This is a genomic window from Saccharibacillus sp. JS10 (genome assembly GCF_024436065.1).
In the GTDB taxonomy this organism is placed as follows: Bacteria; Bacillota; Bacilli; order Paenibacillales; family Paenibacillaceae; genus Saccharibacillus.
In genome coordinates this window covers 478784-493265 of the sequence record NZ_JANFNS010000004.1, presented here as the reverse complement: position 1 = coordinate 493265, position 14482 = coordinate 478784, and the positions used below count along the sequence as shown (strand labels likewise).

Genomic DNA, 14482 nt, shown 5'->3' with positions numbered 1-14482 from the left:
CAAGATGTTGTTTTTCGACAGGGCAACCATTTCTTTCGCCATATCCGTATCGCGGATACGCGATTCTGCTGCTGTCAAGTTTTCTACAGTCGTTCCCAAGTTGTTCGATGTGTATTCCAGACGGTTTTGTACCGCACCCAGACTCGAACGTTCTTTCGCTACATTTTCGATAGCTGTTGTGATCTCCGTCAGTGAAGTCGTCGAAGTCAAACCACTGAATCCACTTCTGCTTACACCCGTAATCGAAATTTGGAACGAGCTATCGTCTGCTTGTACCGCTACAGTCGACGTGATCGCGATTCCGTTGAACTTCGTGTTCGTCATGATGTCGTCGATTTGTTCGCCCAGTTGAGTCAACTCCGAGTTGATGTTCGACTTATCGCCTGCACTGTATGTGCCGTTTTCTTTCTGTACGTTCAGTTCTTTCATGCGGGTCAGCATGGCACTCACTTCGTTCATCGCGCCTTCTGCTGTTTGTGCGAACGAAATACCGTCTTGAACGTTGCGTTGTGCTTGTTCCAGACCGCGGATTTGTCCACGCATTTTTTCGGAGATCGACAGGCCCGCTGCGTCGTCAGCTGCACGGTTGATGCGAAGACCCGAAGACAATTTCTCCATGTTTTTGCTTGCTGCGGCACTGTTCAGTCCCATGTTGCGGTGTGTGTTTACGGCTTGCAAGTTGTGATTGATAATCATTAGTTGTTTCCTCCCTGAATTGGTTGATTCCCACATCCTTGTGGTTGGCTTGGTTCGTCTTTGACTTTCCTGCCCTGTTATCTATATCGTCGTTCGAAGCTTAAGTTTGAATAGATTTACCGAAAAATAGCAAAGAAAAAAAGTCTGCCCGAAAGCAGACTTTTCAAGAAAATGAAACTTAACGAAGCAGGGACAGTACGCCTTGTGGCGATTGGTTCGCTTGCGACAACATCGATTGCGATGCTTGCAGCAAGATGTTGTTTTTCGACAGGGCAACCATTTCTTTCGCCATATCCGTATCGCGGATACGCGATTCTGCTGCTGTCAGGTTTTCTACAGTTGTTCCCAAGTTGTTCGATGTGTATTCCAGACGGTTTTGTACTGCACCCAGAGTCGAACGTTCTTTCGCTACTGTTTCGATTGCTGTCGTAATGCTCGAAAGCGAAGTACCGGAACTTAAACCATTAAAGTTAGTTGTGCTTACACCAGTAATCGTGATTTGGAACGAGCTATCGTCTGCTTGTACCGCTACGTCGGAAGTGATCGCGATTCCGTTGAACTTCGTGTTCGTCATGATCGCATCGATCTGCGAACCCAATTGATTCAATTCAGCACTGATGTTCGACTTATCTCCTGCACTGTATGTGCCGTTTTCTTTCTGTACGTTAAGCTCTTTCATGCGTGTCAGCATGGCACTCACTTCGTTCATCGCGCCCTCTGCTGTTTGTGCGAACGAAATACCGTCTTGAACGTTGCGTTGTGCTTGTTCCAGACCACGGATTTGTCCACGCATTTTTTCGGAGATCGACAAGCCCGCTGCGTCGTCAGCTGCACGGTTGATGCGAAGACCCGAAGACAATTTCTCCATGTTTTTGCTTGCTGCGGCACTGTTCAGTCCCATGTTGCGGTGTGTGTTTACGGCTTGCAAGTTGTGATTGATAATCATTGGTTGTTTCCTCCCTGAATTGGTTGATTCCCACATCCTTGTGGTTGGCTTGGTTCGTCTTCGATTTTCCTGCCCTATTATCTATATCGTCTTTGAACCGCTTTTTTTTACACTTTTAACTAGATTGCTACGAATTTTTCTTGAGCATGTCCAAAATTTGCTTGGGATCTATAACTGCACTTTGATTATTTTCCTGTACAGAAACCAAAATTTCTTTGCGTATAATATCGATTTGTTTAGGCGCTTTGATGCCGAGCTTGATCGTATCTCCTTCTACAGAAAGAACGGTTAGTTCGATATCGTCCCCGATCATAATCGATTCTCCTTTTTTTCTTGAAAGGACTAACATTAAGACTCACCGCTTTCCTTAGAAATTGAAGCGTTTAGCAGCTGCTTCGTTTGATAAGAAGTGTTTTGCAGAACGATTTGTTTTCCAATTCGATCTGAAATATTGAAAATCAGCGGAGCCAGTAGGTTTGCAGTTACTCGCGACGGATCGCTGTTCCAAGTCACGATGCAACGTACAGCAATCCCTTTCTCTTCAGACAATTGAAGTTCTTCGATCAGGTCTTCTGACAATTCAAATTCATAATCAGTAAAATGTTCAAATGGATTCGTTACGATGAAAGCAACTTCCCCTTCATTGACCGCTTGCAAATAACTATACTTGTCATCCACATCGCACAACACATAGTCCGTAATTTCTTCGAATCCAGGGATACCTTTGGGAAACTTGATCAGGTCTTCTTCCCCTACTGTCAGTTCGCCCAAATGGACAGATTGAATTTGTATCATGTCGATCCTCCTTAAGGATTTAAAAAAGCTACGGAAACTCGTCCGTAGCTTCAGATTATCTGTTTGACTCTTGAATTTCAATAAATCCAGATTAACCTTTAAAAATCAACGCATGAAATCGATCAAAGAAGTCTTCATAATATTTGCAGAAGATTTCAATGCCGCTTCGTATACAGTTTGCGCACTGGTCGCTTTGATTAAGGCTTCTGCTACATCCAAGTCTTCTGTTTTCGCCAATAGCGTTGTGGTATTCATTTCTTGATCAAGCAAACGGTTATTGACCAATTCTACACGATTCGTACGAGCACCCACTTCAGAACGAGAAGAAATCATTTTGTTCGTGCGAGATTCTACATCTCCCATTTCGGCACTGATTCCATTAGAGTTACCGCTTCTCATCGCGCTAATCACACGATCCATAACTCCAAATACGTTATCCGAATCGCCTGCCATTCCAAAAAATTCGTTACCTGTCGTATTGATTTGGAACTGAATATTCTCGCCAATCACGTACTTAACAGCTGTATTATCCGTTTGTACCTGCGAGTAGTCTGTTCCAGGTGCAGTCGGATAAGGCATCGTTCCGTATTCTTGACCGTTAAAAATAAATTTGCCACCCAGTTTGCTGTTACCGATATCGACCAGCTGTTTTTTCAGTTGTTCTACTTCGTTAGCAGCCGATTGCATATCCGAATCCGAATATGTGCCAGTGCTACTTTGTACCATTAATTCTTTCAAGCGTGTCATGACATCGCCCGCACTGCCCATCTGGCTATCTGTTTCGTCTAACCAACTCTGCGCCGTATCTGTTGCACGCTGAAACTGTTCGTTGCCCGCAAGTTGCGAACGGTAACGAAGCGCGTAAGTTACGCCAACAGGGTCGTCGGACGGCTTATTGATCTTACGCCCCGATGAAATCTGCTGTTCCATATTGTCCATCTTATATAAATTTCGATTCAAGTTCCCAAGAAGCGTAGAACTCATCATATTGGATGTCATCCGAATGGTCATCTTAATATTCCTCCCCTAAACTTAGCGGCCGACCGTACCGGTGCCGTTGATGAGTTTATCGAGCATTTCGTCAAAAGTTGTCATGAATCTTGCACTCGCATTATAAGCTTGTTGGAATTTCACCAAATTCGTCATTTCCTCGTCTAACGATACTCCGCTCACCGATTGACGCAGCGTTTCAACCTGACCTGACAAATCTGTAGCATTTTGAGTTTGACGAGAAGCTTCTTGCGACTGTACACCAAGTTGACCTGTAATCGAACTGAAGTAGTCATCGATCGTAACAGGTGCTGAAGCTGCAGAACCAAAATCGAAACGCGTGCTTTTCATGTCTGCCATAATCAAAGCCACACCTGCGTTGCCTTTAACAACCGTCTCTCCCGTCGTACCTGCACCCGTCACTCGGAAAGAAGATGCAATCAAGTTAGGGTTGTTTTGGATTTGCGAATTCAATGTGATGTTTCCCGCTGTGATAGCTTCCCCGCCACTGCCCGAAGTGAACAAATCCACTCCTGCACTTGGCGTTGTTCCGTCAACCGTATATCCAATTTTCATTAGACCGTTGATTCCGTCCACTTTCACTTTTGTATCACTAGTCAGTGTACGGTTTCCTGTCGCATTTGAAAAAGTTGTACTTGTTTCCGTACCGTCAGCATTGACTACGCTAAGCGTAGTTCCATCTGGAAGTACACTGCCTGCCGGAAGCGTCAGTTCAAACTCTCCGTTTGCCAATGTGTTCGCTAATGTATTCAGCTGATTTCTGTAATCGACAACATAATTATCGCGAGAAATAAACATTCCGTGCACTTCGCCTTTGTTGAGCGTTCCTCCATCATAAGCTGCCTTCAAACTCGCTTCAGTCACCGGAGTCACCGTAGTACCATTTACCGCAATAGCGCCTCCCAAATTCACTTGATAACCCGTATCAAGCTTCGTTACGGTAACGTTCGCAATTTTAGATAGCTGATCGACCGCGTAATCCCGCTGATCGCTCAAGTCGTTCGCATTGTTGCCCATTCTTTCAACTTTATTGATACCTGAATTCAGATCCGCGATCGTCTGCAGCAACGAATTGATTTCAGTTGCTTTGAGATTGATGTTAGCTGTAATATCTGTCGTCATCGAATCGAGTTGCTTTGCTGTCTGATTCAAAGAATCCGTCATGGCAAGTGTTGTTTCTTTTATAATCTTACGGTTCGTAATGTCTTGAGGATCTTTACTGAAATCAGACCAAGACGACCAAAAATTATTCATGACTGTACTTAAACCTGTTGAAGAAGGTTCATTTACGATAGCTTCAAGTTTGCTAAGTGTCTCTTGACGAACACTCCACGAACCAAATCCACTATTTTCATTACGAAACTGATCATCCAAATACGAATCGCGCACTCGCGAGATCGAAGTGACTTCTACGCCGCTACCCAGTTGTCCGGCACTAACCCAGTTACGCAGACCCGGCACTTCGAAAGCACTCGTTGCTTTCATTTTGACGACTTGGCGGGAATAACCATCTGTGTTGGCATTCGCAATGTTATGCCCTGTAGTACTCAGCGCGGTCGTTTGGGTGTATAAGCTTCGTTTTGCTGTCTCCAAAGAATGGAATGTCGATGTCATAGGTTTTTCTCCTTTACTCTGTTAACCGCGTCTATCGAACATACCGGAGTTGCCGTAGCCATACCCCTGGGATGCCGGATGCTGGTAAGTTACTTCCTGTTCGGGACGATGTGACATAAGTTCCATTGAAAAATTAATAAAAGATAAAGCCTGCTCGATCAGCTGGCGATTGATATCATTAATTTGCTTAAGCTGCATAAGTGTATTTGAAAGGCGAGCATGCACGTCCAGCAGTTCCTTCTTCTCGTCCGGATCAAAGACAAGCCTGGAAATTTCGGCAATCGTCAACTTCAACCGGGATTTGATTCCGCGTTCTTGCATAAAAGCGTAAGCTAATTCGTTACGCAGCTCGTCTTCGGTCTGGATCCGCTTCAATAGTTTGGATTCGCGATTCATCGTAGCGATAAATACATCGATCTCGTTTTTGATAACGGCATCCTTTTTCATTTCCGCGATTTCGATCATTTCAAGATGGGAACGGTTCAGCTGCTCCAGCTGCCCGATCAACGGCTTCAGTGCCAAGATCGTTCACCTTTCTTTCCGATTATTTTAAAAAGAGGACTTCCCCAAAAACGCCGGATTAACCGGGTTTCTGAAAAAGTCCCCCATTCCGTTATAACCTTTATCGGTTATTCCGCAAGATATGGTAAGAGCTTTTCGGCAATTTTATTTGAATCGACAGAATAAGTTCCAGCAGATACTTGTTGCTTCAGATCTTGGATACGTGCAGCGCGTTCGCTGTCTGCTGGTTTATTTGCCGCTTTGAGCATTTCCATCGCCTCCGTCGAAATCGTCACTTCGTCTTTGCGAGCTGCTTTCTTCGTTTCTTCGGTACGTTGAGCTTCCTGTGTACGTTGGTAAGGGTTAACTGCACCAATTCTCGAAGTATCGTTAATTTTCATAATATATTCAACCTCCTAAAGGTATGTGTTTTCGCCGTCTAATTAAAAGAGCCGATAAGCTTATAATAAGTTTATCGGCTCCTATCCAAACATAGTTTAGAGCTATTTAAATATTTTTTTTAAATTGTCAAGCGTAAATTTGGACTATTTCTGTTTCCTTGTTCCTATTGCTGGGTAGTCGGACACGGATTTTTTAGTCGTTTCTGAGACGATCGACCGTTTTGTAAGCACCGCCCGAATTCTTCTGCTGCGCTTGAGGCGTTTCTTTTGCAGCTTGGCGTAGGTCTCCGGCAAGCTTGGAGCGGCAAGAATCGCACATATTCCCTTCATGGATAAAGGTTCCGCACACTTCGCAGGCATAACTCAAGTTAGGCGCGCTATCCGTCGAGATACGTCCTTCGCGGATAAACGTAGTGATTTGGCGCACGCTTACCTCTGTCGCTTCCGACAACTCCTGCATGCTTGCCCCTTTATTATCCCGTAAATATTTAACGCACGCTTCATACTCGTTCTCAATATCTTTCGAGCAGTTTGCGCAAATCCCTTTAAAATTCATTACAAAAACCTTGCCGCAGCGCGGACAGTTCGCCAAATTCATCGTAAGGCGCCTCCTTCTTGTTCGTCACCATGTTGAAAAGCCGCATACCCTATATATATCGGATATTTTTCTTATTGGATAAAGATTTCGCTTACTTCTTTCATTATTAACGGAAAATCGATACATTACAAGCGCTTTTATGAACGGGTCAACGTCAAACTATAGATGATGATCGGTCTTTCGATAACGCTTTCTAGTTTTTTTAGCACATCTGCGCAGATCGAAGCTGTCGTTCCTGTTGTATAAATATCATCGATAAGCAGGAGCGAAATAGGAAAAGACCTACCGGGGCGTTTTACACTTCCTATAGAGTCCCATTTTTTAAAAGCCCCCGGGTTTAAATTAGGAAGTAGCGAAAAAGCACCATCCAGATTATGCAATCGTTCGGCGCGACTTTTAAAGCTTTGTTTATCCGTATGCACATGACGTGTTAGCAAATCATAAGCCGGCAGCCCAAGACGTTTTGACAAACGACGCGCAAGTTCTTCGGCTTGATTGAATCCCCGTTCTTCTAAGCGCTGCTCACTGACCGGAACCCACGTAACGAGGTCGGCACTCCATTTTTTTCGACCGGCTTGCGATAGTTCGATAGCCATTCGGCGGTACGCTTGTTCTAACATCAGTGAAAAAGGTTCTGTCCAACGCTGTTCGCCGCCGTATTTATACTTGGACAACCATTCTCGAATAACCGCGTTATATACGACCGCGCTCCGATTAAGCGCAAAAGCTCTACTTTTTTCTGCCGCTCTCACACAGTCCACACAAGCTTCCGCGCGTCCGCAACGCAGGCAGCTCGGGCGTACGATCCACGGTACTTGGCTGCTGCAAGCTTCGCATAAAGACGGCAACATCATGCCAACCGGCTTACTCTGCCCGCAAGCGATGCAAGATTGACGATGGGAAACCAACAGTGCGCGGAGCCATTTTTCTATTTTCATTGTAGATTCCTCCTCCTGCGGTCATATTGCGGAAGTAAAAAAGGGATCGCCAACTTGTTCATTCGGCGAATCTGACGACAAGCACCAACTTGAGCTTTCGTTTTTTGCATGGCTGCGAAAATCACTTTGCCCGATGGATCACTTGCCGAACGCCCCGCGCGACCTGCCATCTGCACCAAAGAAGCTTCGTCGAATAATCCACTGTCGGCTCCCAAAATATACACATCGCTGCGCGGAATCGTTACCCCTCTTTCCAAAATGGTGGTCGTTACGAGTATACGTAAGTCTGCGATCCGAAAAGACGAGACTTTGCTTCCACGTTCTTCGTCTTGCGAAGAAGTCGCGCCTACCGCTACATTCGGAAAAAGAATCCGCAGACTTTTCGCCAACGGTTCTGCTAACGCAATTTTCGGCACAAAAATAAAAAGCTGCGCTCCTCGCTCCAAAGACTGCTTCCAATGTTGAAGAAGTTCTTGCGGCCATTCATTTTTCTCGATACATTGACTCAGCGGCTTGATTGCAAGCAATTTCGGAACAGGCAAAGGATGCCGATGATACCGCACCGGAACTTTCGCACAAGCCAGTTTACCGATTCGAACGAGAGATTGAAGCTTTTTAGGCGGAGTAGCGGACAAATAGATCATTTTCCCGAGCTCGGCGCGGCAACGTTCGGCGGCGTACGCAAGCATCGGGTCTCCGTGAAAAGGAAACGCGTCCAGCTCATCGATCACAACCAGATCAAACGCATGAGCAAAACGAAGCAGTTGATGGGTGGTCGCAAGGGTAATACTTCCTCGGCTCCACCGTTCTTCGCTTCCTCCATACAGCGCGACAACCGTCTCATTCGGGAAAGCTTTGCGTAGACGCGGAGCAAGCTCTAGCACGACATCACGCCGAGGAGTAGCAACAGCGACAAGCCCGCCACGGCTCCGAACTTGCTCAATTAAAGGAAACAACATTTCGGTTTTCCCGGCTCCCGTAACCGCCCAAAGCAAAAATCGACGACCCGGATCCGCAGCCGCGTAATGCGTCGTATCGGATTCAGAGTTCGACCGTCCCGTCAAATCACGAAGCTTCGCCCCGAAAAAATCGAACCTTATCCTTTGCAACTTGAGTGAGACCGAGGCTTGTAAAAATCCAATCGCTTGCTGCGATGCCGTCAACTGCGCCGGGCTTAAGTTCCAATGTGTAAGATCGATCTCAGATTGATGATTGGGACTCGATAATAAGGTTTGCGCAAAAGGAGACTGGGAGCTTGGCTGCGGAATCCCTTGCACAAGAAGTTCGCAAGAACGACTTCGCCCAAGCGTCTGACAAGACCGACAAGATGCACAATCCCACACGCCACATGAACGACAAGAGGTCACTTCACTCACACTTCCGCAACGTGCACATCGAGGCGAACCTTTTTTGCCACGTGCAAGATGCACGCCGTGATGAAGCTTCACCCACTTTTCCAAATAACAGAACTGAATGACGCTTTTCCATGTCTGATCGGATGCTCGGATGTTTTCTTTGAACAACGCTTCAACTTCTCCGCTTAGGAGAGATCTGCCTTGCATGAATAATGCTAACTGCTGGGCTGCCGCATATTGAGATGCCCAAAATGAATCTTGCCCAGAATGAATACCGTTTAAAGTTAACAGTTGAGCGGCATCGTCAGGTACCATCGAAGAATGCAGCACATGGTGTAGATTAGCCCCGTAAGTTGATCCATAAACAGACAGAAGATGGGAACCCAAATAATGCTGCCAAGAAGATGATGTCCATCTCAGACAAGCTGGTTTAAGAGCAACTTTCTGCAAATGAATCGCCCACTGGAGCGGCATCTTATATGCAATCTGACGAAAATAAAAAGGATCGGTGTCATTTTGGCTGTGAAGCTGCTTGTTCCACCATAATTGATCGATTTGCAAATCCAGCGACAGATACAGTTTTACTCCCTGACTGTTGCCCATGACATACAGGTTCACTTTCATTTGGCATCCTCCTCCATTTTTTTGAAAAAAGATCACAAAAAAGCACACCCTTTACGCTCTTGGGAGCGTATAAGGAGTGTGCTTCATTCCTAGAGTATGCAGTTTGAAAAAACGGAGTATCAATTCCCTACTTTCGTTCGTAAAATGAAAGTTCGTTTACAGCGTAACCCAGCCCATTTTAATGGCATTAATAACTGCTTGCGTGCGGTCTTCGACTTCCATTTTTTGCAGGATGCTACTGACATGGTTTTTGACCGTTTTTTCACTGATGAACAAAAACTCGCCAATGGCTTTATTGCTTTTGCCTTCCGACATCAAGCGCAGAACTTCGGCTTCGCGGCGCGTCAGCGGATTGTCTTCGCCACCGATAAACTTCACGCCAGCTTCTTCGTCTTGAACGCCTTCGAACATCGCGCCGCGCTCGTTAACGAACGTCATACGCTGAAGTTGTTGAATCAGTTTCCCTGTCACTTTTGGATGAATATACGCGTGCCCTGCCGCTACGCTGCGAATCGCATTGATAAGCGACTCCGCTTCCATGTCTTTCAAGAGATAACCGCTGGCTCCCTTGCGCAGCGTCTCGAAGACATAGCTTTCATCATCGTGAATCGATAACATGATCACTTTGATATCCGGGAAAATCTCGCGAAGCTTTGCGGTTGCTTCTACACCGTTTTCATTGGGCATGTTGATGTCCATCAGAATCACGTCGGGGTTATATGTATTGCAAAACTCCAGCACTTGAATGCCGTCGCTACACTCCCCGATGACTTCGATGTCATCCTCCATGTTTAAAATCCTTTTCAATCCCTCACGGAACAATTGGTGATCGTCAGCCAACAGCACTTTAATTATAGTTTGTTCCGAGTTCATGCTCTCCATCTTCATACCCCTTTCCATTTTCTACATTCGTCGGGATATGGATCACGATTTTGGTTCCTTGATTCTCGGCTGATTCGATCTCCATTCGTCCCTCAAGCAGCTCGACTCTTTCCCGCATTCCAATCAACCCGAAGTGCGCATGCTGGTTCGCCTTTTCTTCCAAGATGTCCATATTAAAGCCGCGTCCATTATCTCGAATCGAGATTTTGACAAGCTGTGTCTGGTAGGCGATCTCGACGACGACATGAGTCGGATCTCCGTGCTTGGCTGCATTGGTTAGCGCTTCCTGAATCAAACGGAAGACCGCCGCTTCCATAGCCGAAGAAAGCCGATACTCTTTGCCTCTCGTCTCGAATACGGTGCGAATCCGGTTCTTGTCTTCGTAGTCGCGCGTGTACTTGCGAAGCGTCGGAATCAATCCGAGGTCGTCAAGCGCCATAGGGCGAAGGTTGAAAATGACTTTGCGGATCTCTTCCAAGCTAAATCGAACCTGCTTTTTGAGATCCGCCACTTCTTCTTGAACCCTGCCATACTCTTGTTTCCCCAACATGCGTTCGACGATTTCGGTCCGGAGCGCCATATTAGCCATTAGTTGCGCCGGACCGTCATGAATTTCTCTGGAAATGCGCTTGCGTTCTTCTTCCTGAGCTAGAATGATCTTCAAGCCGACCATTTGACGAGTTTTCGCAGATTCCAACATTTTGGTCGCTTGCCCGACTTCTCCGCCGGACAAATATTCGGTGACTACACTCATTTGCGAACCTAACGTCTCCGCGCGTTCTATCGAATTTGTTGCATTGCGCACTCGAAGATGAAGCTCGTCTCGGCGTGCTCGCAAATAAGCTTCTTTTTCCCGGTAAACCGAAAGCTCCAGTTGAAATTGCGTCGCTCGTTCATAAGCCTGCCGAATATCACTCTCCGTATATTTTACGAAATCCCGACTCACTTCTGTAAGCCGGATACGGGAAAGACGGAATTTACCTTCGAGATCGTCGACTAGATCGGCAGTATCCGAAGTTTCCTTAATAACCTTTTGCAGTTCTTCGGTGAGTGCGTTGAGTTCGGCACGGGACTGGTCCAATATCTCGAAAATTTGATACTTACTGTCTTCAACGACTTGGATCGTATTTTTGATGACTCGGTTCAAAGCATCCGCTTGGAAATCCACGGGCAAAATCGACTCCATTCTCTCCGTCGTTCACCTTACTCTTGCATTGGTGATCGTTCAGAACCTATCGTATCACGACTCGATCGTCACAGTCTTCGTTTTCTGTTCCCATTTTACACGCAATCCAAGCTGCTCGGAAACCAATCTTACAGGGACTAAAGTCCTGTTTGATACACTGATCGTCGCTGCGTCGGAAGTTTTGCGTTTTCCATTTAGAATATAGTCCTTTTTGTTCAAATTTAATACAAGAAATTTATTCCCGCGTAAAATGGAAATCGAAGACGTTTTGGACTCCCAAGCCGACGTTCCGCCAAACGAGTCGGTAATATACTTGACCGGCAAATACGTTACACCGCCGCGAACGACAGGTGATACGTCCATCGTACTTGCCTTACCGTTCGTCAGCAACGTTTTGGAACCTACGGTCATCTGGGCACTTACACTTGTCGGAAGTCCGAACGATCCTGAAGCAGCAGGTGCTGTCGTTTTGATATTATCCAATTCGACATAGCCGCTAGCTGCACGTTCGTCTTGTCCTTCTGCTAAGTTTACAACATAAATGCGTTTAAGTTTAGCTGGATACGAGATCGTCCCATATTGATTCAAGTTAACGTTCAACGTTTTCCAACCGCTGAAATTCAGGCTCTTCGCCAGATCGACATAGACGGTCTTGCCATCTGCGCCTACAACCTCGGCACGGAGCCAATTAAAGCTGTTATCTCCCAATACATCTACGCTCAAAGAAGTTGCTCCGGTCGGCAAGTCTTTGCCTGCTGATCCGTTTACATTTATATACCCGTATTTGTTGCCTGTTCCCGCAGTTGTATCATAATCTAGGCGAAGAACTTTTGAATTCGAATGCGAACCTGTTCCCGGCTTGATTTGAACTTTTCCGGTTACGCTCGAAGGGCTGCCTGTAAAGGTCAATCCGTAACTCACATTTTCGAAGTTTTCCCAATTTGTTTCTTGCACGTCAGCTAGAGTAATCATCGATTTGAAGCCTTCGTAGCTCGCGATCGCGTACCCGACTTTCACTCCGCTGTTCACCGACGTAATATTCAATGCTCCGTCTTTGACGTTGCCTTTGAAGCCGACAAACTCCCAGCTCAGTGCAGATGGATCGATGCTTACCGTGCTACCGGATTTCAACGTTGCAGTCACGGGCAAAGCAATGCTGCTTCCCGCTTTGAGCCCTGCCGATGCCGCGCCCAAGTTCAGCGCGGACAACGAATCAGCGCCCAGCACTTCAACTTGCTGCGTCGAACTTACACCGTTACTTGTAGCCGTAAGCGTCGCGGTTCCCGCTTTTTTGGCTGTAAACGTGTTACCGCTCACCGTAACGTTTGCATTGCTTGATTTCCAAGACGGATTGATGCTCGATGCCGTCATCGGATTATAGTAGGTATCATACCCTTTTACGCTATAAGTTGCCGATTCACCGATCAACAATTGCTTTTTCCCGCTGATCGCAAATCCTTTGAGTTTTCCTGCCGGAGCTGTCGTGTACACGCCAAGCCCGTTTACAACGCTGCGCTGCGTCTGGCCGCCGTATTCTGTCGTAAACGTTAACTGTGCTTGCGATTCGCCGAGCGGACGCGATACCATCGTCGTGGAACCGCCGCCGTCCAGATTCATCCCTTTCCAGATGCCCAAGCTCGTCATGAACCCTTGCAGCTCGGATAACGACATTCCGCTGCTATCCGCGTTATCTTGGATCGTGACGATATACGCATACCGACCACTTTGAGAATAACCTAGCGCTGTACGCGCACGATAACCGCCAATCGAATCGACGTTACGTGAAAACGAAGCTGCTTTACCGTTATCGACGAGAATCGTATGTCCGCCGATCATCACTTCAAGCGAAGACGGATCAAGCTTTTGTCCTGTTGTTTTGGACACCAGGCTATAATCGGTCTGTACGGTAGCTCCGACTTTGAGATGGTCTTTCATATACGTTGCGGCTGTTCCGTGTGCGCGCAAAATATAAGCGCCGTTTGGCACTGTTCCATCCAAAGCTTTGTTTAACGAGACTTTGGTGACTACACCGTTCTCAACCAAGGCTTCAGACGGAATCGTCGCACTGTTTTTCGGACGTTCCGCATTTCCCCACGCGTCCGTGTAGATAAACATCGCGTTGACGTGGCTATAGCCGCCGTTCGGTTCCGGGCTGTACGACACTAGGTTAATGCCTGCCAAGTCAAGCGATTGTCCATCTTGTGCTTGGACTTTACCGACAAAATCATACTGATCGATTACCGGTTTACGGTCTTTGGTCACGCCAAACGCATACATGCCTTTCAGCTGCGACGGGCTGGACATTAGCACGCCATCTGATACTTGCGCGCCCATGGGAGCGCCTTCGGCTGCTGTATTGTAATAGTCTCCGTTGACTCCCGCTACAGCGCCTGTTTCTTTTGCCATGCCGCTAACGGTCTGGCGAGTCGTAAATTTGCCACCTGTACCCGTCATCACATCAAGCTTGACATACGGGTTTTGCAAGTCAATCTGAATTACGCTTGCAAGTCCGGTTGCCGTTTTTCCTGAACGAGGTACTGAATATTTATAAGTAAGTAATTTTGCTCCTGATGTGACAATCTCCTCGTTCGTTTTGTTGATCGACACGGCTGCCGCTGCTGAAGCGATAGAACTTCCTGTTAACGCTCCCCAGCCCGGTACGGCAAGTGGTTGCACCATCAGTGCACTTGCCAATGCTGCGATCATCCACTTTTTCCCTATCTTTTTGCCTGGTTTGTTCATGTTGTTCGGTTTCGCTCCCTATCTGTACAGATTCGTTCGCGTATGTATGTTGACAGGCTCAAGACCCTTATACGCCACTATTGTATATAGACTGAAATAGTGCGCAAAAGTTACTGCAAATTCGACAAAAAAACAAACTACAGTAAATTATTCTACCGTACTTCCGTAAAATGAAAAGAGAAAAAACGATCAT

The 14482-nt window shown here is 46.5% G+C and carries 14 protein-coding genes; all 14 read right to left on the bottom strand.

What is annotated here, in order from left to right; translation table 11 throughout:
* A partial coding sequence (locus tag NOM90_RS14955) for a flagellin N-terminal helical domain-containing protein (protein WP_255943017.1) occupies positions 1–696 on the bottom strand: 696 nt, incomplete at its 3' end.
* Between the two features lie 178 nt (positions 697–874).
* Positions 875–1642, bottom strand: a complete 768-nt coding sequence (locus NOM90_RS14950; protein ID WP_255943015.1) for a flagellin N-terminal helical domain-containing protein — start codon at positions 1640–1642, stop codon at positions 875–877.
* Positions 1643–1769: 127 nt separating this feature from the next.
* Positions 1770–1991, bottom strand: a complete 222-nt coding sequence (gene csrA, locus NOM90_RS14945; protein WP_255943013.1) for a carbon storage regulator CsrA — start codon at positions 1989–1991, stop codon at positions 1770–1772.
* Positions 1991–2437, bottom strand: coding sequence for a flagellar assembly protein FliW (gene fliW / locus NOM90_RS14940; RefSeq protein ID WP_255943012.1), 447 nt, complete (start codon positions 2435–2437; stop codon positions 1991–1993). Before fliW ends, csrA begins: the two co-directional genes overlap by 1 nt.
* A gap of 105 nt (positions 2438–2542) precedes the next feature.
* Positions 2543–3448, bottom strand: coding sequence for a flagellar hook-associated protein FlgL (gene flgL, locus NOM90_RS14935; protein ID WP_255943010.1), 906 nt, complete (start codon positions 3446–3448; stop codon positions 2543–2545).
* A 21-nt stretch (positions 3449–3469) separates the two neighbouring features.
* The gene (flgK, locus tag NOM90_RS14930) at positions 3470–5062 is read right to left on the bottom strand and encodes a flagellar hook-associated protein FlgK (RefSeq protein WP_255943008.1); all 1593 of its coding nucleotides are present in this window, start codon (positions 5060–5062) and stop codon (positions 3470–3472) included.
* Positions 5063–5083: 21 nt separating this feature from the next.
* Positions 5084–5584, bottom strand: coding sequence for a flagellar protein FlgN (locus NOM90_RS14925; RefSeq protein WP_255943006.1), 501 nt, complete (start codon positions 5582–5584; stop codon positions 5084–5086).
* Between the two features lie 107 nt (positions 5585–5691).
* Entirely contained in the window at positions 5692–5964 is a 273-nt protein-coding gene (flgM, locus tag NOM90_RS14920) for a flagellar biosynthesis anti-sigma factor FlgM (protein WP_255943005.1), read from the bottom strand.
* A 193-nt stretch (positions 5965–6157) separates the two neighbouring features.
* Complete coding sequence (locus tag NOM90_RS14915; RefSeq protein WP_255943004.1) at positions 6158–6562, bottom strand: TIGR03826 family flagellar region protein; 405 nt, start codon at positions 6560–6562, stop codon at positions 6158–6160.
* 137 nt (positions 6563–6699) lie between these two features.
* A complete protein-coding gene (locus NOM90_RS14910) occupies positions 6700–7500 on the bottom strand; it encodes a ComFC family protein (RefSeq protein WP_255943003.1) in 801 nt (266 codons plus the stop codon).
* Positions 7497–9479, bottom strand: a complete 1983-nt coding sequence (locus tag NOM90_RS14905; RefSeq protein WP_255943002.1) for an ATP-dependent helicase ComFA — start codon at positions 9477–9479, stop codon at positions 7497–7499. Before NOM90_RS14905 ends, NOM90_RS14910 begins: the two co-directional genes overlap by 4 nt.
* Before the next feature lie 156 nt (positions 9480–9635).
* Complete coding sequence (locus NOM90_RS14900) at positions 9636–10361, bottom strand: response regulator (protein WP_255943000.1); 726 nt, start codon at positions 10359–10361, stop codon at positions 9636–9638.
* On the bottom strand, positions 10327–11529 hold the full coding sequence (locus tag NOM90_RS14895; protein WP_255943061.1) for a sensor histidine kinase: 1203 nt from the start codon (positions 11527–11529) through the stop codon (positions 10327–10329). Before NOM90_RS14895 ends, NOM90_RS14900 begins: the two co-directional genes overlap by 35 nt.
* Positions 11530–11601: 72 nt before the next feature.
* Positions 11602–14289 carry a stalk domain-containing protein gene (locus tag NOM90_RS14890; protein ID WP_255942999.1) on the bottom strand — a complete coding sequence of 896 codons (2688 nt, stop codon included), beginning with the start codon at positions 14287–14289 and terminating at the stop codon, positions 11602–11604.
* Positions 14290–14482 lie beyond the last annotated feature (193 nt).